Source organism: Insulibacter thermoxylanivorax, assembly GCF_015472005.1.
Lineage (GTDB): Bacteria > Bacillota > Bacilli > Paenibacillales > DA-C8 > Insulibacter > Insulibacter thermoxylanivorax.
Genome location: NZ_BMAQ01000008.1, coordinates 12,663 through 34,096 on the forward strand (window position 1 = coordinate 12,663; position 21,434 = coordinate 34,096).

13 protein-coding genes, 1 pseudogene and 1 other annotated feature are annotated in these 21,434 nt (G+C 53.8%); of the genes and pseudogenes, 8 read left to right on the plus strand and 6 right to left on the minus strand.

Going from position 1 to position 21,434, the window contains the following annotated elements; translation table 11 throughout:
• The first annotated feature begins 127 nt into the window (after positions 1-127).
• Positions 128-997, plus strand: coding sequence for a putative RNA methyltransferase (locus tag PRECH8_RS05670; protein WP_200966130.1), 870 nt, complete (start codon positions 128-130; stop codon positions 995-997).
• 182 nt (positions 998-1,179) lie between these two features.
• On the opposite strand, the gene PRECH8_RS05675 is transcribed toward PRECH8_RS05670, so the two are convergent.
• Entirely contained in the window at positions 1,180-2,289 is a 1,110-nt protein-coding gene (locus PRECH8_RS05675; protein WP_200966131.1) for a DNA alkylation repair protein, read from the minus strand.
• A gap of 183 nt (positions 2,290-2,472) precedes the next feature.
• Here PRECH8_RS05675 and PRECH8_RS05680 point away from each other — a divergent pair, with 183 nt between their 5' ends.
• The 3 genes from PRECH8_RS05680 (at position 2,473) to PRECH8_RS05690 (ending at position 7,071) form a co-directional block, all read left to right on the plus strand.
• Entirely contained in the window at positions 2,473-3,345 is an 873-nt protein-coding gene (locus PRECH8_RS05680) for a radical SAM/SPASM domain-containing protein (RefSeq protein WP_200966193.1), read from the plus strand.
• Positions 3,346-3,459: 114 nt separating this feature from the next.
• Positions 3,460-3,698, plus strand: a binding site (T-box leader).
• Between the two features lie 71 nt (positions 3,699-3,769).
• Complete coding sequence (gene tyrS, locus PRECH8_RS05685; RefSeq protein WP_200966132.1) at positions 3,770-5,053, plus strand: tyrosine--tRNA ligase; 1,284 nt, start codon at positions 3,770-3,772, stop codon at positions 5,051-5,053.
• 353 nt (positions 5,054-5,406) lie between these two features.
• Positions 5,407-7,071 carry an MFS transporter gene (locus PRECH8_RS05690; RefSeq protein WP_200966133.1) on the plus strand — a complete coding sequence of 555 codons (1,665 nt, stop codon included), beginning with the start codon at positions 5,407-5,409 and terminating at the stop codon, positions 7,069-7,071.
• 545 nt (positions 7,072-7,616) lie between these two features.
• Here PRECH8_RS05690 and speE read toward each other — a convergent pair.
• The gene (gene speE, locus PRECH8_RS05695) at positions 7,617-8,480 is read right to left on the minus strand and encodes a polyamine aminopropyltransferase (RefSeq protein ID WP_200966134.1); all 864 of its coding nucleotides are present in this window, start codon (positions 8,478-8,480) and stop codon (positions 7,617-7,619) included.
• 259 nt (positions 8,481-8,739) lie between these two features.
• Here speE and PRECH8_RS05700 point away from each other — a divergent pair, with 259 nt between their 5' ends.
• Positions 8,740-9,975: a DUF4317 domain-containing protein gene (locus tag PRECH8_RS05700; protein ID WP_200966135.1), complete on the plus strand. Its 1,236-nt coding sequence runs from the start codon at positions 8,740-8,742 to the stop codon at positions 9,973-9,975.
• Positions 9,976-10,552: 577 nt separating this feature from the next.
• Here the strand turns inward: PRECH8_RS05700 and PRECH8_RS05705 are convergent.
• Together PRECH8_RS05705 and PRECH8_RS05710 are read right to left on the minus strand one after the other, a co-directional pair.
• Positions 10,553-11,350, minus strand: a pseudogene (locus tag PRECH8_RS05705) (VanW family protein); the annotation flags it as partial.
• Positions 11,351-11,522: 172 nt separating this feature from the next.
• The gene (locus PRECH8_RS05710) at positions 11,523-12,821 is read right to left on the minus strand and encodes an alpha-glucosidase/alpha-galactosidase (protein ID WP_200966137.1); all 1,299 of its coding nucleotides are present in this window, start codon (positions 12,819-12,821) and stop codon (positions 11,523-11,525) included.
• A gap of 133 nt (positions 12,822-12,954) precedes the next feature.
• Here PRECH8_RS05710 and PRECH8_RS05715 point away from each other — a divergent pair, with 133 nt between their 5' ends.
• The 3 genes from PRECH8_RS05715 (at position 12,955) to PRECH8_RS05725 (ending at position 17,770) form a co-directional block, all read left to right on the plus strand.
• Complete coding sequence (locus tag PRECH8_RS05715; protein WP_200966138.1) at positions 12,955-13,110, plus strand: hypothetical protein; 156 nt, start codon at positions 12,955-12,957, stop codon at positions 13,108-13,110.
• A gap of 66 nt (positions 13,111-13,176) precedes the next feature.
• Positions 13,177-13,752 carry a GNAT family N-acetyltransferase gene (locus PRECH8_RS05720; protein WP_207161771.1) on the plus strand — a complete coding sequence of 192 codons (576 nt, stop codon included), beginning with the start codon at positions 13,177-13,179 and terminating at the stop codon, positions 13,750-13,752.
• Positions 13,753-14,281: 529 nt separating this feature from the next.
• A complete protein-coding gene (locus PRECH8_RS05725) occupies positions 14,282-17,770 on the plus strand; it encodes a glycoside hydrolase family 2 TIM barrel-domain containing protein (RefSeq protein ID WP_200966140.1) in 3,489 nt (1,162 codons plus the stop codon).
• Positions 17,771-17,941: 171 nt separating this feature from the next.
• On the opposite strand, the gene brnQ is transcribed toward PRECH8_RS05725, so the two are convergent.
• A complete protein-coding gene (gene brnQ, locus PRECH8_RS05730) occupies positions 17,942-19,273 on the minus strand; it encodes a branched-chain amino acid transport system II carrier protein (protein ID WP_200966141.1) in 1,332 nt (443 codons plus the stop codon).
• Positions 19,274-19,616: 343 nt separating this feature from the next.
• Positions 19,617-21,320: a cellulase family glycosylhydrolase gene (locus PRECH8_RS05735; RefSeq protein WP_242457453.1), complete on the minus strand. Its 1,704-nt coding sequence runs from the start codon at positions 21,318-21,320 to the stop codon at positions 19,617-19,619.
• Positions 21,321-21,434: the final 114 nt, after the last annotated feature.

The window sequence follows — 21,434 nt, forward strand, 5'->3', positions numbered from 1 at the left end:
GCGGAGGAGACCGCAGCGAGATCGGGGGATCGTTTTGGTTCTATTCATCGTATAAAACTGCATCGCCCAGATCCAAGATGTATAATAGAATCATCTCAATAGATTAACGCAAAGGAATGGCAGCATCGTGACGGACAAATATCAACGCGCACGGCGGTATCAACAATTCGAGGGCATCTTCCGCTGCCCGATCTGCGAAGAAAGGATGCAGCTGGTGGAGTTTAAGAGCATGATCTGTCCGCACCGGCATACCTTCGATCTGTCCAAGCATGGGCACTTGAACCTGGCGGTGCAGCCCTCGAACAGTTTGTATACGAAGGAACTGTTTCAAGCAAGGCACCGGATCTTGACGGAGAGTGCGATGTACACGCGTTTGCATCAGACCCTGCAGACGCTGATTGAGCAGGAAGCGGGTGCGGCGCAGGAATCTTGCCTCATCGCTGATATGGGGTGCGGGGAAGGTTCGCATCTGAACAGCATCTTGTCTGCTTCGAAGGCGCCGAACCTGTACGGCATCGGCCTCGACCTCGCTAAGGAAGGCATCCTCATGGCGGCCAAACGGTACAAAGATGCCATGTGGGTGGTGGGGGACCTTGCGAACTCTCCCTTAGCTGACCACACGGTGCAGGTGATCCTGAACATCCTGTCGCCGGCGAACTATAAGGAATTCAGACGGGTGCTCGTGCCGGGCGGGCTGGTCGTGAAAGTGGTGCCGCGGACGGGGTATCTTAAGGAATTAAGAGAAGCCTTGTTCGATGACCAGGAGAAGCTGGATTACAGCAACGATGAGACGGTCTCCCTCTTCGAGAAGCAGATCGATCTGCTCGATGTCATCCAACTGCAGGATACCATCACTCTGGATGAGCAGCAGTTGCAAGACCTCACTCGTATGACACCGCTGGCTTGGTCCGCGGAACCGGAGAGGGTGGAGGCTTTCTGCAAGCAGGGCGCCTCCGAGATCACCATTGATCTGGATATCCTCGTCGGACGGGTGTAGGTTGGTTGGACGAAGAATGCCGGCTGAGCGCGGTCCGCGGACAGGCGGAGTTGGGTGTGCATGATTGAAGTTCGGCGTATACGAACGGATTTCGGTGTGCATGATTGAAGTTCGAGGTGCATGGTTGATTGCATGAACGAAGTTCAGCATGCATGTTCAATTGCGTACAGATCGATCGTTGCTTATTCCGACTCGTACAGCTCGATGGAGGTCTCGGCGGCTTCGTGACCATTGACGACCAGCGTGATCCGATGGATACCCGGATAATGCCGGCGAGTGGAGAGATCTGCCCAGTGGAACGTGCGGCTGCCCGTAAGGCGTGCACCGCCGGGCACTTCTTTGTCGGTGAGCAGGAACAGCTTGCGCGATGTGCGGCCGCTCGCTTTGACATAATAGACGCCGTATTCGATGCGCAGCTTCAGCGCCTCGCCGTCCCGCAGCTGGAGTTCATACCTGAGTTCACTGTTTCCGCCGATCGGCACCGCTTGCGGCTGAGCGGACAGTGAGGCATAGGCGATATAGGAAGCGATCTCGGACGGATCCACGTAGCCGAACAGCGCTAAGGCAGCGGGATCGCCGCGCCGGATCAGCGTGCGCAGGCCGTGTCGGATGATCCAATCGGTATGCGGATGCGATTCCTTCCATTGCCGTGCGAGCGCTAAGACGACGGAGGGGTGGTCCTTCGTGATATCGTTCAGATTGTTTGCGACGCTCTTGCGCACATAGAGTGATGGATCCTGCTTCAGCCGCTCCAAGACGGGCAGGATCGGTGCCGGATCCTGGATGAAGATCGGCAGGGTGCGTCCCCATGGCAAGCGCGGTCGGCAGCCTTCGCTGGCGAGGCGGCGCACGTGCTCGCTGGGATGCTCCGTCCATGCCAGCATCTGCTTCATCATGCGCTCGGGATTGCGAAGCAGGAAGGGCCTGACGGCGAATTCCGCCGTAGAACCTTGCGTGAACCGCTCAAGCGCACGCATCGACAGCTCCCAATGTTCCTCCGCTTGACCGTAGACTTCGACGAAGTCGGGGAGGAAGACATAAGGATACCCGACGCACCGCTTGCTCACCGCAAACAGCACTTCAAGCGCCTCTTCATACCGCGCAGGCAGGAATCGGCCGAGGGAGGTTGAGATTTTGCGAATTCGTTCTTTCAGCTCAAGCACGTCCCAGTCCTCATCCGTCACTTCCCGCACGAAGGCTTCGGTTTGGAAGGCTGGATATACATCCGCTGTCCTCCTTCCGAATTGAAGCAAAAAATCCTCGTTATACATCAGTTTCATCGGTTCAGCCATCATGATTCCCTTCTTCCTCTATTGTTGATTCCGCATCGGTGATCTTGTCATCCCGATCTTGTAATATATAGTTATGATACCAGAAAGCAAGCTTCATCCAGCAAGTTGTTTTGAATGCGCTTTAATCAACTGCATCACGATTCCGATCATGGCAGAGAAGAGGCTGAGGATACGATGACTTCGATCCGAAAGTTCAAAAGAGTGTATGTCGAGATCACCAGCGTATGTAATCTGGCTTGTTCTTTCTGTCCGCCGACAGAGCGCCGAGCGAGTTTCATCGAGCCGGAGGAATTCGCGAGAAGGCTGGACGAGATCAAACCTTATACGGACTATATCTATCTCCATGTGAAGGGCGAGCCGCTGCTTCATCCGCGCATCGGAGAACTGCTTGACATCAGCCATGCCAAAGGCTTTCAGGTGAATATTACGACGAATGGCACGCTGCTTGCCAAGAAGCAGGATCAGCTGCTGGGGAAGCCGGCGCTCAGGCAGGTCAATATCTCTTTGCACAGCTTCGACGGCAATGAGGGCATGAAGGATCGCGCCGGATACTTACGGGCTGTCATTGCTTTCGCGCATGAAGCAGCGGCGCAGGGCGTGATCATCTCGCTCCGTCTGTGGAACCTCAGCTGGGACAATATGACCAATGCCCAGAAGCAACGCAACCGTGAGACCTTGGCGATGATCGAGCGGGAGTTCCATCTGGACTATACGATCGAAGAGAAGGTCGAGCCCGGCGGCGGCATCCAGATCGCGGAACGCATCTATCTGAATCAGGATGCGGAGTTTGAGTGGCCGAGTTTGACGGCGCCCAGGGATGACGGCAAGGGATTCTGTCATGGTCTAAGAACCCATGCGGCGATTCTCGAGAACGGGACTGTCGTGCCGTGCTGCTTGGATGGGGAAGGGGTGATCGATCTGGGAAATATCCAACATGCTTCCTTCGCGGAGATCATAGATGGGGAGCGTGCAAGGCGCATCGTCGAAGGCTTCTCCCGCCGGGAGGCGGTCGAAGAGCTGTGCCGCCGCTGCGGTTACCGCAAGCGATTTGGCTGATCGGCCAGCTGGTTTGCTGACTAGTAAACGATATACGAGCATGGACGGACACCTCTTGGCATTGCTGCTGTTGACAACATGGGATATAATCTTGTAAAGTAAGTCACATAATAAGTGAAAGCGATGATGGGAATCAGTAGCGTTCGCGAGCGCTGCTTACAGAGAGCCGGCGGGTGGTGCGAGCCGGTGCACGTGCGAAGGCGAATTACGTCCTGGAGCATCCCATTTCGAAACTGCACAGGTGCAGAAGAATGGGACGGTGTCGGCCGTTATCCGATCGAGCGGGGCATGTCGTCATGTCGTTAGGATGCGCATGCTCAAATAGGGTGGTACCGCGAGCAATCGTCCCTGTCTTATGACAGGGGCGTTTTTATTATTTAGGTTTGAATATGAGGTTACATCATCCCAAGGAGGAAAGATCCATATGACGAATCATTCTGCATCAGCAAGCCGGCTTCTGGAGGACCTGGAATACCGCGGTCTGATCTACCAAGTAACGGACCGCGAAGGTTTGGAGCGCAAACTGGCCGAGGGGCCGATCAGCTTATACATCGGTTTTGACCCGACGGCGGACAGCTTGCATATCGGCCATCTGCTGCCGATCACTGTGCTGCGCCGCTTCCAGGAAGCAGGGCATAACGTCATCGCTCTCGTAGGAGGCGGGACGGGCATGATCGGCGATCCGAGCGGCCGATCTTCTGAGCGTTCCTTGAATTCCGCTGAGATCGTTGCGCAGTGGACAGAGAGCCTGAAGCAGCAGTTATCGCGCTTCCTGGACTTCGATCGCAAGACCAATCCGGCGAAGCTCGTCAGCAACTACGACTGGCTTGGACCGCTGGATCTGATCACCTTCCTGCGCGATATCGGCAAGAACTTCACGGTTAACTACATGCTGGCGAAGGAATCGGTCAGCTCGCGCCTGGAGACGGGCATCTCCTTCACCGAATTCAGCTATATGATCCTGCAGGCATATGACTTCTACAAACTGCATAAGGATCACGGCGTCAGCCTGCAGGTAGGCGGCAGCGACCAGTGGGGGAATATTACGGCGGGACTTGATCTCATGGGCAAGATGGGCGGCGGAGAAGCATACGGTCTCACCCTTCCTCTTGTCACGAAGAGCGACGGGAAGAAATTCGGCAAGTCCGAGGGCGGCGCTGTCTGGCTGGACCGCAGCAAAACATCGGCCTACCAGTTCTATCAGTTCTGGATCAACACCGACGACAACGACGTCATCAAGTTCTTAAAATATTTCACCTTCCTGACGCCGGAGCAGATCGCGGAACTCGAGGCGGAGCTGAAACAGGCGCCGGAGAAACGGGTTGCTCAGCGGGAACTGGCGCGGGAAGTGACGCGCTTCGTACACGGCGATGAGGCGGTGACAGCTGCGGAGAACATCACCCGCGCCCTCTTCTCCGGGAATATCGCGGAACTCAGCGAAGCGGAGCTCATCGAAGCTTCCCAAGACATGCCGACTGCGGTCATCACCGGCCAAGAGGAGACGGGGCTGATCGACCTCTTGATTGAGACGAAGGCGGCGCCTTCCCGCCGGCAGGCGCGGCAGGATATCGAGAGCGGAGCGATCTCCGTCAACGGGGAGAGGGTGAGCAGCATCGACGCCGTGATCACGGCTGAACAGCGGCTGCACGGCAAGTTCGTTGTCCTCCGCCGCGGCAAGAAGAACTACTACCTGGTGCGGTTTGAATAAGCGGATGTATATGGACCAAGGCTGTTCGGGATCGGCAGTCTTGGTCTTTATTATTCTTAAAATGTTCATTTGAAGGCGGGCGTTCGATACAGTATAATCCTTGATTATGTGACAAATATCATACATGCAGCGTGATCTATGTGCTCTATGCGATCTATGCGCCATCCTCCGCAGCTTGACTGTTCGTGCAGTTGTCATGACGGTGATGGCAGTTGTCATGACGGTGATGAATGATGGTGAAGGTGATCTGCGATGGCGAGGGGACCGTTCCCCTATTTTTTGTACGGATGTTGTCAAGCCAGGCGGAATATAATGAGCAGCAAGTTGATCATGCAGCAAATGGAGGAATATGTATGAAAGCTAAAACGCCCCAATTCTGGGCGATCCTATTGTTCTCAATCGGCGTCTTCATGGCACAGCTGGATAACGGGATCATCAGTTCCGCGCTGACGACGATCAACCGTTCCTACGGCGTATCGGCAAACTGGGGAGCCTGGGGGATCACGATCTACACCTTGGGCTTGGCCATCAGCCTGCCGATCATCGGGAAGCTGTCGGACCGCTACGGCCGCAAGAGGTTGTTCCTTATCGAGATCACCCTGTTCGGGCTTGGTTCCTTGCTTGTAGCACTAAGTCCCAGCTTCGGTTTCTATCTGTTCTCGCGCTTCTTGCAGGCCCTCGGCGGCGGCGGGATCTTCATCATCGGCAGTTCCCATATCTTGAGCACGGTTGAACCCAGCAAGCAAGCCAAATACTTGGGTCTGTTGGGAGCGATGAACGGAGTGGCTGCAGTCTTGGGCCCCAACGTCGGCAGCTTCCTGCTGGACTTGACAGGCAACTGGCATGTGCTGTTCCTGATCAACGTGCCGATCGCCGTCGTGTTGATCATATTAGGCGTGATGAAATTACAGGAATCGGCGGATCCGTCGCCGGGTAGGCTGGATCTCAGCGGTACGATCCTTCTGTCCGTCGCGATCCTGGCTTTGATGCTGGGCCTGACGAACATCGATGTGGATATTATGCAAAGTCTCGGCCGTGTTGATGTTTGGGGCTATTTGCTCGCTGGCATCTTCTTGATCGTCGTGCTTCTGGTATACGAGAACCAGCTTGAACGGAAAGCGGGCGGCGATCCGATCCTGCCGATTCGTCTGATCAAGCAGCCGCGCTATCTGATGGTGCTGTTGATCGGCATGCTGTCAGGAGGTTTGCTCGCCGCGATGATCTATATTCCCGCCTTCACCGAACAAGTACTGGACATCGCGGCGGAGAATTCGGGCTATTGGATGACGCCGTTGGCGCTGGCTGCCGGTGTCGGCGCAGGAATGGGCGGCGTGTTGGTCGGCAAGAAGGGGCCGATCTTCGCCGTTGTAGCGGCCGGTTTGATCTCAGCCCTGGGCTTCGGTCTCTTCCCGCTGTGGCTCGAGACCCGCTGGGAATTCATCGCCGCGAGCATCATCGCCGGTGTCGGCATGGGGATCATCTTGGGAGCGCCGCTGAACATCCTGGCTACGGAAGGGATGACCAAGGATAAGGGTTCTGCCCTGGCTTCCTTGTCGCTGCTGCGTCAGATCGGGATGACGCTGGCACCGACGATCTATGCAGGATTCTTAGCGCGAGCATTCAATCGAATGGGCACCCTGTACCGCGAGGAGTTTCCGGATATCCTGCGGGAGAATCTTGCAGGCGTGGAATTGTCTGCGGAGGCCCGGATGGAACTCGGACAGATCGGTGCACGCATGGCAGAAGGTGCAGCGGGGATGTCAGAAGCGGAGATGACCGAGATGATGAATGCGATCCAAGACCCGACGCTGCGCGAGGTCATCACCAGCAGCGCGGCGGAGGTGACGAAGATCGCTTCCCGCAACGGGTTCGACGGGATGTACCTCACCGCTGCGGTGCTGGGCCTTGCAATCGTGACCGGTGCCGTCATCCTCATCCCGCTGCGCAGAAGGTACAATGAACGGCTGGCAGCGGCTGAGGCTGCTGAGGCAGCTAAGACGGCTGAGGCGCCGGTGTGAGAACTCGGTTTGGAACCTGTGAAGTAATCGAATAATAAGGCAGAAGCGGGGCTGACCAGTAAGTCCGGCATGACTGATATTTGACGGACATGACTAATGTGTATGACTGCTGGCATGATTGTTGGGCAGCCCCGCGCGTAGGATACAGGCACCTGAGACGACAGGAAGTGTCGTCTCAGGTGCAGATTCTGTCACGCCGCCAGCTGAGACGACAGGAAGTTTCGTCTCGCGCGTAGATTCAGTCTCAGCGCAAGATGAGTCGACAAGAAGTGTTGTCTCACGCACAGATCCTGTCTCGACGCATCTGAGACGACAAGAAGTGTTGTCTCGCGTGCAGATCCTGCCTCGACGCATCTCAGACAACTAAAAGTGTCGTCTCACACATAAAGGGGCTGTCCATCCGTCAGTTGTCACTGACTTATTGGACAGCCCCGTTTAACTTGGCAGAGGTTGTTGGTTAGCAGGTGTTTTGTGTTTTCGCTTGAGTTTGTGTGCTTTAGAGCTGCTTCTCTATCGAGTTAGTATGCTTCTCAGTGAGGGCCAGCTTACTTCTCCAGCTGCTTCTTGATGAAAGTCGGCAAGGAAAAACAGCCGCGGATAACCTCTTCATTGGCATAACGTGCATCTATATCGAAACGGACCTGTTCCGGATCCGGCAGGGCTTGCTTCGCACCAAGCGTGAAGGTCCAGAAGCCGCCCGGATAAGTCGGAACAACCGCAGTATACATCTTCGTATGAGGGAATATGCCCGCGATCCGATTGTAGGACTTGGCCATGATGTCCTGATAGAAGATCGGGGATTCGCTTTGGCATGTCATGATCCCGTCGTCTTTCAGAGCGCGGTGAACGTTCTGATAGAACGCCTCAGAGAACAATTCGACCGCCGGGCCGATCGGGTCGGAAGAGTCGACGATGATCACATCGTATTCCGCTTTGAGGTTCTTGACGTATTCGACGCCGTCGCGGTAGTGGATGCGAATCTTTGGACTGATCTCGGTTCCGCCGGACACTTCGGGCATATGCAGCTGGCTGGCGCGAACGACCGTCTCATCGATCTCGATGAGATCCACGCGTTCGACTTTCTCATGCTTGGCTGCTTCCCGTGCCGCTCCGAGATCGCCCCCGCCGATAATCAGAACATTTCGCGGGTTCGGATGATAGGCCAAGGGAACATGGGAGATCATCTCATTGTAGATGAATCCGTCCCTGGACGTTGTCTGCACGATCCCATCAAGCACGAGCATCGGTCCGAAGGTGTAGGAGTCCAAGACCATGACATGCTGGTATTTGCTCTGTTCCTCGAACAAGACTTCTTTGATGTGGTATCTGATCTCCAGGTTATGGTCTTCATCTTCGGTCAACCAAAGTTTCCCTTGTACATTTTCGATGAACTGTGGCAACCGTGTCATTTTCAACCTCCTTAATTTTCGACATGGTCTCTCTATTGTATCAAAATTTTTGTTAAATGCTAGATTCGCATAGGTTTTCACGGTATTTCCGGCATTTTGCTTACTGAACGGGATGCTTTTCGATATAATGGATGGGTGATCTTAAGCGATCAAGCGGCTTCATATATGACAGCCGATCTATGTTAAACTGGCAATTCATGCGGGACTTGAGTTCATATATTCAATCAGCAATCTATAGAGACTAGGAGATGTTCAACCGGTGAATGCTAAGGATATCGCTTATATACGCAGACAGTTTAAACTGGACAACGACCGATTGCGTGTATTTGATATTTTCCATGTGTATATTATGAAGGAAAGCAGCGAGATCTATCATCACGAATGCCAGCCTTTCGCTCTGTTGGAGCGGGATCAGCAGGAACTCTTCATGGGCAATTTCAAAAAGGTGCTCTCCGGACGCCTGGACGAGAAGCTGTTCGAACTCCACTTCCGGACGGAGACTGGAACGGTAACAGAGCTGGAAGCTGGGGCGGAGCACCCGGCGGGGAACCATTCAAAGAACCATTCAGAGAACCATTCGCGCCGCATACTCTATCAAGCTCTGCAGGCACAGGATGTCGAAGAGTGGAAGGAGCAGATGCTGAGGCTCGTAGACAAAATGCTCACGGACTTCCAGTTTGCCAAGGATACCGTTATCACTTTCATCCGGGGGGAGGTCTATAAGCCGGCTAAGAAGCGGGAGGAGGTAACAGAAGAATATGAGCAGGATGAAGGGTACGCGGCAAAATTCATCCTATGCTCGATCAACACGACGGAGCAGCCTCCTAAGACCCTCGTCTTCGATTACATCAGCAGGGAATTCAAATATCAGGTGACCGTCGATCCGATCATCAAGCTCGCCAAGCCGCAGGGCGGGTTCCTGTATCCATGTGTTCAGGATGGGTATGCTGATGTGAACCATGTTTTGTACGCTGCGGAGAAGGCGAATCAACCGGATCTGCGCATGGTCGAAGAGGTGCTGGATGCAGAGCTTCCCTTGACGGCTCAGCAGGATAAGGAAGTATTCGAAGAGATCGTGAGAGAAGTAGCCGGCGAGGAGCTGGAACCGAGTACGCTTGCTCAGGTGTACGAGGAGATCAAGCAGTATATCGATGAGCATGAGGAGGAAGATGAGCCGCCGAAGCTGGACGTACAGGATGTGGAGCGGGTGCTGGTCGTAAGCGGCGTGGAGGATGTAACGGCGGAGAAGGTGGAACGGGCCTTCGAGCTGGTGACGGACGATCGCAACTATGAGCTCAAAGCCGCCAACGTCCTGCCGAAGTTCTCCTCCAAATCGATCAAGATCGAAACGCAGGCTGCGACGATTGCGATTCGCCCGGAAGACCTGAAGTATATCAAACAAGTGAATATGCGGGGGAAACGCTGCCTCGTCATCGAGATCGACGAGGATATCGTGATCGAGGGCTTTGCGATCAAGACTGAGGATTGGGAATAAGGTTAGGTCGGGTTCAAACCTGCCGTTGGGTGCGCTTCATCGCGGCACGGCTCCCGATCGGCTCCCGATAACAGCAACTCCTCGCCGCCGGCTTAAGGGCCTGGCTGCGAGGAGTTTTTTATAAGAAGTTTGGATATAGGAAAGTTGGATACACAATGGTTAGATTTATGATGGTTAGACTTATGATGATTAGATCTACGATGATTGATTTATGATCATTTAGCTTTTCTGCAGAAGACGATCTTGCGGATACTATCCTCTGACAGAAAATAAGCTTCCAATTTGTCATAAAATTGGGATAAAAACATCTGGTTGGCGCACGTAGTATCGAACTTTATCCTAAAAATAGGATAAAAATCGCTGATCGATGCTCGATGTTGCAGATTTTATCCTAAAATTCCTACAAAACCCGTGAAGTCGCCGGGGCTGCGAAGGTTTTTGTCCTAAAAATCGTACAAAACTGCTCACATCATCAATTCGGCTTCTGCTGCCGCTTCTGCTGTGGATGGCGCAGCGGTTGATCCTGCTGCCGGCTCTCTTCCTTAGCGTGCCCCAATTGCTCTGGGCGGCCTTCCTGCAATAAAGGTTCGTACATCATGATGGCGTGGTTCTCAGTGATGTATTCGTCGTCGATCAATTCATGGTCGAGGTTGTAGACCCGCCTGTAGATCGTATTGTGCCGGACGTAGGCTCCCCAATATTCGCAGGTAATGAGATGATCCCGCTCATACACTTCGTAGGTCCTGGTCTGGGGCAGCTCAGATCGCCATTCACCGACGAGATGGGTATCGGTTAAGTAGACGATCAGCTGATAGGTGCTATTCGTATCGTTGCGGATCTGAAGATCCAAGTAGTTGTAGGCACAGGTCGCACCGCTGCCGAAGGGCTGGGTTCTCCCGGCATCCGGGAACACGTCATAGCTGTGGCGATGCCGCTCGGTAACGGTCAGCGGGGTATGTAAGGTCATCCAATAGATCAAATTGGACATCTGGCACAGTCCGCCGCCCACACCGGATATAACGCGGCCGTAAGACAACACCATGCCGTCCAGATAGCCTTTGCGCCGAGTAGGCTTGCCGATGATCCGCCAATAGGAGAAAGTCTCGCCCGGACGAACGATGATCCCGTTCAATCTGCTGGCAGCGATTTTGAGATTATGGATTTTGTTGTACTGCATCCACATGTCTACGTCCTTCAGCTGACGAAGCAAGGGGGTCCGGTGGGTGAAAGCGAGATATGGCAGCTGCTGCGATTCACGGCGAAGCGCGTATGTCTTGCCGTCCAGATGCCACTCCAGATAGCGCCGTAAGCGGTAATACCGCTTGCCCAGAAAGATTCTCAAGCGGCTGCGCTTGATCGGTTTTAACGATTCCACCAGAAGCCCCCCTTGTCGTCTAACTGCAATCCAACAGATTCAACAGTTTTCAACAAGTTCAACAGATCAGCGTTCAGACAGAGCAGAAATCAAGCAGAGCGAATATATGCAATCATGAGCTCAATCGCATGTAAGGTTCATTTCATGGGAACGTGCATTCATTCAATGCATATTAAGTAAACTTCGGCAGCCAATCCCCATGAGCTTCAATCATATCATCGCACAAGGAGACAATATCGTCCAGTGAAAGTTCCGAAGCGGTATGAGGATCGAGCATGGCTGCGTGATAGATATGTTCTTTCTTGCCGGTAATGGCCGCTTCGATCGTCAGCAGCTGCGTATTGATATTCGTCATATTGAGCGCAGCCAGCTGCGGCGGCAGTGCACCAACATACGTCGGCTGGATGCCGTTGCGGTCGACTAAGCAGGGAACTTCTACGCAGGCATTGGACGGCAGATTGGTGATCAAGCCGGTGTTCATCACATTGCCGGCGATTCTGAACGGCACGTTCGTTTCGATCGCTTCCATGATGTAGGATGCATATTCGTTCGTACGCTCGTGGGTGAGCTGCTTATTGTTCACGAGATCATCCCGCATCTTCTTCCAGCCCTCGATCTGAGCGACGCAGCGGCGCGGATATTCATCGAGCGGGATGTTCAGCTTCTCGATCAGCTCCGGATAGCTGCGCTTGATAAAATACGGATGATACTCCGCGTTATGCTCGGAGGATTCCGTTACATAGTAACCGAATTTGAACATGATCTCGTAGCGCACCATGTCATGGTGGGGTTGTTTTTGTTTCTCGGCTGCGCGCCGCTTGATCTCTGGATACAGGTCCACGCCGTCCTTCGTTACTTCTAGAAGCCATGCCATATGGTTGATGCCGGCGATCTTCGCCTGTACGCCCTCCGGATCCATGCCGAGGTCGCGAAACAAGAACGGTACGCAGATCTGCACGCTGTGACAGAGTCCGACAGTTTTCACACCGCCGTGGGTGATCATAACATTGGTGAGCACGGCCATCGGATTGGTGTAATTCAAGAACAGGGCGTCTGGGCAGACCTCCTGGATATCCCTTGCAAAGTCAAGCATCACAGGGATCGTTCTAAGATTGCGGAAAATGCCTCCGATGCCGACGGTATCGCCGATCGTCTGCCGCAGACCGTAGCGTTTGGGCACTTCGAAGTCAGTGATCGTACATGGGTCGTAGCCGCCGACTTGAATCGCGTTGATCACATACTTGGCGCCGCGGAGCGCTTCTTTGCGATCGGTATAGGCTTTGACTCGGCATGTGGAGCCCGTTGTTTGTTTCAGGTTCTCCAACATCTGATAAGAATCGTTCAGTCGCTCGTGATCGATATCGAATAATGCTAGTTCGAATCCTTGCAGAGCCGGAGTGAGCATCACATCTCCTAGAATGTTCTTAGCGAACACGGTGCTTCCTGCTCCTAAAAAAGTGATTTTGCTCATGATTCATCCTCCTTTTATGGGTGTTGGTATGAAGTTTCGTCCATTTCATTGTACGCGATTCCAGCTGCTGAGCGAATGGAATAAGAGTATATAAATATGGAACAATGCTAGATTGTTGATCCGGATTTCATGTGTGGCCGGTGTTGATAATGGTGTCGGGTTTGATGATGATGTCGGGGTGATGATGGTGTCAGGTTTGAAGATGGTGTTGGTGTTGATGAAAGAAGGCGGTGCTGATGATCTTGTCGATGCTGATGGTTGCTTGTGGTTGGACAGGTGTCGATGTTGATTGTTCCGTTGACAGGATGAGGGGAGCGGGCTATGCTTTCTAGCAATACGAGAGCTTGTAAGGCAGGTGATTACGGTGACAGGCGATTACTCCATGCGGAGATCGCCGGCTGATCAAGAGTCGGAATTGAGGCTGGTTGAGCCTTCGCTTCGCGATCAAGAGGCGTACTCGGAGATGATCCGGGAATGGGAGGCTGCGGGGGAGAAGATGGAGCCCTTCGTGCTGCGAATGGATCATTCGAACTTCGCGGAATATCTGAAGATCCTGCATGATATGAAAGTCCAGCCGACGGGTGCAAAAAAAACGGTAAACAGTTCTACTTACTGGCTTGTTAATGGCTCAGGAGAGGTGCTTGGCGCGGTGAACATCAGGCATCGGTTGAATGAGCATCTGCTCAAAATCGGCGGCCATATCGGGATCGGCATCAGACCGAGTGCGCGCAGGCTCGGTTACGGCACCCGCATGCTGGAGATGGCAATGGGGAAAGCTAAGGAATTAGGTATAGAAAGGTTGCTCCTTACCTGCGATGAGCATAACGATGCTGCCCGGAAGTTGATTGAGAAATGCGGCGGGATGCTGGAGAATAAGACTTTCTTCAGCGGTAAAATGATCTGCCGATATTGGATTGATGTGGTGCGGTAGATTGAATGGATGTGACGCGGTGAGAGGATGGTCCCAGCAGAGGACTTGGAGACGCGAAGGTGTGTCGGTGGACTGGCATGTGAGGACGGTTCGTGGTGAGGGCAGATGATCGTGAGACGATGCTTATTGTCGTCTCAGCTGCGTGCGAGGCAGGAACCGTGCATGAGACGATGCTTATTGTTGTCTCAGCTGCGTCGATGCAGAGACAGCGAATGAGACGATATTTATTGTCGTCTCAGCTGCGTGCGACGCAGAAACCGCGCGTGAGACGACAAATAATGCCGATTCAGTGCGTGTAAAGGCGGGACTGGTGCATGAGGCGGAATAAACTGACGTCCCAAGTCACAGGCTCTGCCCTGCACAGCCGAATACCCGCACCTAGAATAACAAATTATCTCATGAAAAGAGGTATAGAAAGGCGGGCAGAGTTCGTTCAATGGGCATGATACCATGATCGTGAACGAACAGGAGAAATGCCATCAAGCGAACCAAACGGTGCGAACAATGAACGATGAGAGAAGGTGGATACATGAACCGCAAGATTCTATTCAATGACGGCTGGGAATTTGCCAAGAGCGGTCTGGACGTGCAATCGTCGGAAGGTCTGACTTTCACCCCTGTGGACTTGCCCCATGACTGGCTGATCTATAACACATTGGACCTCTATGAGAACAGCATCGGCTGGTACCGCCGCAAACTGAATTATACGAAGCGGGAGCATGAGCAGGTGCTGCTTCATTTCGACGGTGTCTACATGGATTCGTCCGTCTATGTGAACGGCGAATTCGTCGGAGAGTGGAAGTATGGGTATTCGGCTTTTGAACATGATATCACTGAAGCACTGAAGGATGGGGATAACGAGATCCTCGTCAAGGTCGTGCACCAAAGCCCGAACAGCCGCTGGTACTCCGGTGCCGGGATCTACCGCAATGTATGGTTGAAACTGCGTGACCGCAGCCATATCCCAACCGACGGGATCTACGTTTCTGCGAAGAAGCTCGGGGACGGCTGGGATGGAGCTGAATGGACAGTAGAGATCGATACGGAATTGAATCTTTTCGAGGATGCACTGCTGATCCATACTTTGAAGAAGGGGGATCAGACGATTACCCAGGTGCAGGAGGACATCAAAGCGCCGCAAGGCGGCGGTTTCCTCACCAACAGCACGAAGCTGATGGTAACTGATCCGAAGCTCTGGAGTCCCGATACACCGGAGCTGTATCAGCTGGTTACGGAACTGATGCTGGTGACAGGCACGGCCGGCAAATTGGCAGAAACAGCTGCAGAAACATCGGCAGCCAATGCGCAGCCGATCGAAGTCATCACGACGAACATCGGGTTCCGTCATGTCGTGATGGATCCGGATGAAGGCTTCATCCTCAACGGCAAGAAAATGAAGCTGAACGGCGTATGCGAACACCACGACTTGGGCGCCCTGGGCGCTGCCTTCAATGTGAATGCGCTGCGCAGAAGATTCCACATCCTGAAGGACATGGGCGTCAACGCGATCCGTACGGCTCACAACATGCCTGCCAAGGAACTCATGGATCTGGCTGATGAGATGGGTTTCTTGGTCGTCTCGGAAGCCTTCGATATGTGGGAGCGGCCGAAGACGAAGTACGACTATGCCCGCTTCTTCCCGGAATGGATGCCGGCAGACGTTAGAAGCTGGGTGCGCCGCGACCGCAATCATCCGAGCCTGATCATGTGGAGCATCGGCAACGAGATCTATGACACCCATGCCGACGAGCGAGGACAGAAGATCACCCGCAGGCTGATGGAAGAAGTGCTGAAGCATGACCCGAAGATGAACGCACGGGTGACGATCGGCTCGAACTATATGCCGTGGGAGAACGCTCAGAAGTGTGCGGATATCGTGAAGATCGCAGGATACAACTATGGGGAAAAATATTACGACGAGCACCACAAAGAGCATCCAGATTGGGTGATCTACGGCAGCGAGACGGGTTCCGTCGTTCAGAGCCGCGGGGTGTACCACTTCCCATACGAAGTGCCGATCCTGGCTGACGACGATGAGCAATGCTCGGCTCTCGGCAACAGCACGACGAGCTGGGGAGCCAAATCGACAGAAGCATGTATCCTCGCAGAGCGGGATACGCCGTATTCCCTCGGTCAGTTCATCTGGACTGGTTTTGACTATATCGGTGAACCGACGCCTTACCATACGAAAAACTCCTATTTCGGCCAGATCGACACGGCGACCTTCCCGAAGGACAGCTACTATGTCTATCAATCGGGCTGGACCGATTACAAGACGAAACCGATGATTCATATCTTTCCTTATTGGGATTTTAATGTCGGGCAGATCATCGACGTGCGCGTGGCTTCCAATGCGCCGAAGATCGAACTGCAGCTGAACGGCAAGACGATCGGCACCTTCGAGCCGGAGCATAAGAGCGGCACGCAGCTGGTCGGCTGGTGGAAGGTTCCTTATGAACCGGGCGAGCTCAAGGCGATCGCTTATGACGAAGAAGGGAAGGTTATCGCAACGCACGTGCGCCGTTCCTTCGGCGATGCGAAGAAGATCCGCCTGCAAGCGGACAAAGTGCAGATGCTGGCGGACGGCAGAGACCTGATCTTCCTCGAGATCAGCATGGAGGACGAGCAGGGCAACCCCGTGGAGAATGCGAACAACCGCGTGCGTGTGGAAGTTACGGGAGCTGGCCGCCTGCTGGGTCTAGATAACGGTGACAGCACGGACTACGATCAGTACAAAGGCCTAAGCCGCCGTCTGTTCAGCGGCAAGCTGATGGCGATCATCGGCGCGACATTAGAGCCGGGCGATATCGAAGTGAAGGTCACTTCCAAAGGCATGGAGCCGGCGGTGATCAAGTTCGAGTCGCTGCAGGCAGTGCCTGAAGCTGTCGCAGGAGTGACTGCACGGATGGCGAATACCGATATGCCGATCGTGATGGGCTCGGCAGATGAGATCCCGGTGCGCAAGATCGAGATCATCAGTGAATCCGGCCAGAAGCTGGATCCGACGAAGCGGGAGATCATCGTCCGCGCGAAGCTGCATCCGGCGGATGCCAGCTACCAAGACGTTGAATGGAGCGTGGTCAACGACGCGGGCATCGAGTCCAATATCGCGAAGGTAGAAGCGAATGGGTTGGAAGCGAAGATCACGGCGCTAGGCGATGGCAGCTTCCGCGTCCGCTGCACGAGCAAGAACGGCACCGACAAGACCAAGCTGATCTCGCAGCTGGAATTTGAAGCAACGGGACTCGGCGTAGCCTACAAAGATCCTTACGGCTTCATCGCCGGAGGATTGTATGACCTCAGCCGAGGGGAAGTCGGCAGCGGCAACGAGCGCGGCGTCGCAACTGCCCGTGACGGAGAAACAGTGGTCGGCTTCAGCAACATCGACTTCGGTCCATACGGCTCTGACACGATCACGATCCCGATCTTCGCTCTGTCCAATGAGGAATACCCGATTCAGATCTGGGAAGGGATGCCGGGCGAGGAAGGCAGCGAGCTGCTTGCGGATGTCATCTATCAGAAGGAGCCGATCTGGAACGTCTATCAAGAAGAAAAGTTCCGTTTGAAGCGCAGAGTTAAGGGCATCGCGACGATCAGCTTCGTGACGCAATCCAAGATTCATATCAAGGGCTTCTCCTTCGAGCGGCTGAATCGCGCCTTCGAGCGCAATGCCGCAGGGGAGAGCGACCGGATCTACGGCGATACCTTCGAGATCCGCGAGAACCGTGTTGAAGGCATCGGCAACAACGTATCCCTTGAATTCTCTGGCATGGACTTCGGGGAGCAGGGGGTATCGAAGATCGTCATCTGCGGTCATTCGCCGATCGATAAGAACACGATCCACATCCGCTTCTCGGGTGACGGCGGAGAGAGCAACCAGCTCGTCGAGTTCACCCAGTCCGACGGCTATGTGGAGCGGACCTTTGAACTGGAGCGCGTAGCCGGCATGCAGAAGGTGAACTTCATCTTCCTGCCAGGCTCCAACTTCAACTTCGCTTGGTTCCGTTTTGAGGCATAATTCGCGAACTGAGGCATGATTCGAACTGAGGTAATGCCTCGAGCTAAAACATGATACTCACTGAAGTAAGCTTCGAACGAGGGATCATTTGCTCTGGAGCGGATTGGTGGGTTCGCGGCGAGACCTTGATCCGCTCTGAAGCGATTCGTTGTCCCACCGCATTGGGGTGGATCAATCCTGCGCCCGGCTGCCGATCCCGGTCCATGTCAACATGAGACCGAGCAAGGCGCCGACAGCTGCGGGGATGGTCCACCCCAATCCTTGTTTGTACAGGGGAAGATGTGTCTTCAGGTATTCGTGGACCCCATATGTTGGAAGATCAGCTTGTCCGATTACATGGATCAAGCTGAAGAGGAATGTCAGCAGCAGGCTGCCGATGTAGACCGGGCGTTTCCCTCGGTACAAGGGATGCAGGAAAGTCAGGACGGCGAGGACGATCGCCAGCGGATAGAGGATCGTCAGCACCGGCACGGAGATCGAGATCAGCTCCGAGAGTCCGAAGTTGGCAAGGGCTGCGCTGAACACCGACAATCCGACGGCATAGGTGCGGTACGAGACTGCTGGGATCAGCCGGTGGAGATAGGTGCTGCAGGATGTCGTCAGACCGATGCTCGTCGTCAAACAGGCCAGCAGCACGATGCCTCCTAGCACGATGCTGCCGTAGGTTCCGAAGTAGGCGTCGGATACCTTCGTTAAGATGGCGGCGCCGTTCTCCTGTACGCCCAGTGCTGCAGTACTTGATGCGCCGATATAGGAAAGTACGGAGTAGATCAGCCCCAAGATCGTTGCTGAGAGCAGCGTGGCTTTCAGACAGGCGAATAAGATCCGTTTGTTCGAACCTGCTCCCCGGGCTTTGATCGCATCGATCACGATGATGCCGAATACGAAGGCGGCCAGCGCATCCATCGTCAGATAGCCTTCCTGGAATCCGTTATAGAAAGCCTGTTCGGCATAATTGCTCTGCGGCCGCTGCAGCGGCCCGAGCGGCTGTGCGATCACAGCGATTGCCAGCAACAGCAGGAAGAGCAGGAGGGCCGGCGTAAGCATCTTGCCTACAATATCGATGATCCGCGATGGATTCAGCGAGCAGAGGCAGCTGACGGCGAAGAAGAGAACTGTCACGATGAACAGCAGGATGGGCTCTGATGCTTCGGACAAGAAGGGTTTGAAAGTGATCTCGAAGGCGACGCTGCCCGTCCGCGGCATCGCAAAGAGCGGTCCGATCGTCAGATACAAGACCGTCGTATAGACTACGCCGAAGATCGGGTGCACGCGGCTGGCAAGAGACATAAGATCCGGTTTGCCTGAATAACCGATGGCCATCACGCAGATCAGCGGCAGTCCGACGCCCGTGATGAGGAAGCCGAGATTAGCCAGCCATACATTGGTTCCCGCGGCTTGTCCCAGCATCGGCGGGAAGACGAGGTTGCCGGCTCCGAAGAACAGGGCGAATAACATGAATCCAATCCAGATGGTATCTCTCCAAGATAATCTCTCTCTCATAGCAGCTCCTTCATCAACATGTTGTTATGTTGTGGTTGTCTGTGGTGTCCGTTCTGGTTTTTATTTTTTATCTTGTGGATCGAAGACGATCTTCCATACAGCTGTAAGATGAATGGAACTATTATAGCATCATGAACCTTCTGGTCAACAAAAAAATACCCCCAACCAACCGTCTGGTTCGTTGGGGGTTTTATAGTAAACATTGAGAGGAGCGGCGGTAAGCGTTTGTCAAGAAGAAATTCACCATGAATTTACCAATTCATCAATCAATAAATTCACAATTTATCCACTATATCATCAATTGAACACATTGAATTCTCAAATCCACTATGTTGTTTCGTAATTAGTTCGTTACTGGTTGGCCGGTGACGTAGTCGCCGTCCTTCGTGATCGTGTACTCCAATACTTCTCCGCTCCAGAAGTGGAACTTCAAGTTTACAACGCCATCTTCCGTTTCGTTGAAGAAGTTCGGCTTTAAGATCAGAGTGTTCTCCTCATAATTCGGTTCGAAGGTGTAGGAGAATTCCTTGAACGGCGTCCAGTTCTGCGGACCCGCGAAGCTTCCGTCTTCATAGTAAGCTTCCATCGTTGCCAGCAGATCGCCGTTATATTGGACAGGAATCGCGAAGTCCACCGTTGTGCCTTCCGCTGCTCCGAATACCGGCGTGTCGTAGTAGATCACGCGGAAAGTCCAAGGCGCACCCAGGTTGAAATAGGTCGTCAATCTCGCTTGTTCACCGAATTCACCCGATGCGGTTAATCGCTCCAGCAGGTCGGCGTTCAGCGTGATCACGCCCGTCTGGCGGTTGAAACGGAAATCCTGCTTCATCTTAAGCGGCTGTTCACCGATAGTGAGCATCATGAAGCGTCTGCCGTTCATCTCGAACGGGATCGTGACGTCTTCGACTTCCCCGCCCTTCTTCACGAAGACGAGATCCGTCATACCTACAGCGGAGCGGCCTCTCCAGCTCTCCCGCATCCATTCGTACAGCTGCGGATCGTTCCATTCGAAGGTGCGGCGGTTGAAGTGCTGGCCGTTATCCCACAGCATATGGGTGAGGCCTTTGTCTTGCGCATAGTTGAGCATGTACGCGAAGAATTTCAGTTTCTCGCCCTGTTCAATCGTGCCGGTATGCTGGTCGAAACCTAACAGGCCGAATTCACCGATGATCACCGGGATGCCTTGGGATACGAAGGTATCATACAGACGATCGAAGTTCTGATGGATATCATCCCTTGTGGTTTCGTCGAAGGTGGTATGCCCGGCGATGTTGACGCTGAACGGCCAGAAACCATAATAGTGGATCGTTGCGATAATATGCGGATCATTCAAGTCTTCGATGAAAGACTTCAGCGCATCCAAATGTTCTTGACCTGCGTTGGTATACAGGGTCGGCAGAACAAGCGGACGATCGGCGTTGTTTCCGCCGGATGCTCTAACGATGTTATAGAAGGAAAGGTTTAATGTATCAAGCAGCTCCTGGTGGGATTTGCCCGACTGTTCGCCGTAGAACTGCGGTTCATTGATGCTTTCGAACATCAACTCACGCGGGTAGTCCTTGAAGTGACCAGCCACTTGGGTCCAGATGGCCTCGAAGCGGGCGAGCACATCGTCATGATTCTCACCCATGCCGTTTACCCAGATCCAGGAATCATGGTGCATATTAATCATGACGTACAGACCTTCATCCAGGGACCAATTCACCACTTCGGCCAGGCGCTCCAAGTAAGCCGGATCCACGACATACTCCGGTGCCGGACCTGTCTTGGCGTCGAAGGTGATCGGGATGCGGATGCTCTTGAATCCCTGATCGGCGATCCACGCGATCTGCTCGCGGGTGACGTTAGGATTGCCCCAAGCTGTCTCGTCTTCGGAAGCAGGATCTTCGGAACCGCCGAGACCTACCGAATCGAAGGTGTTCCCCAGATTCCAACCCGGCTGCATCGCCTCGACATACTGTTGCATTGGAGACTTAGTCTGCTCTGCTGCGAACACGCTGCTGCCCATGAACAAGGATGCGAGCAGCATCGTTGTGATGGTTAGCATGAGGGTTTTACTACGGAACGATTTCATGCTCTTGCTCCTTTCCTTATAGTATAGAAATTTCCTGTGAAAGCGCTCTCACTCATTGTAACATCTGCTTAACAAGGAGTAATCCTT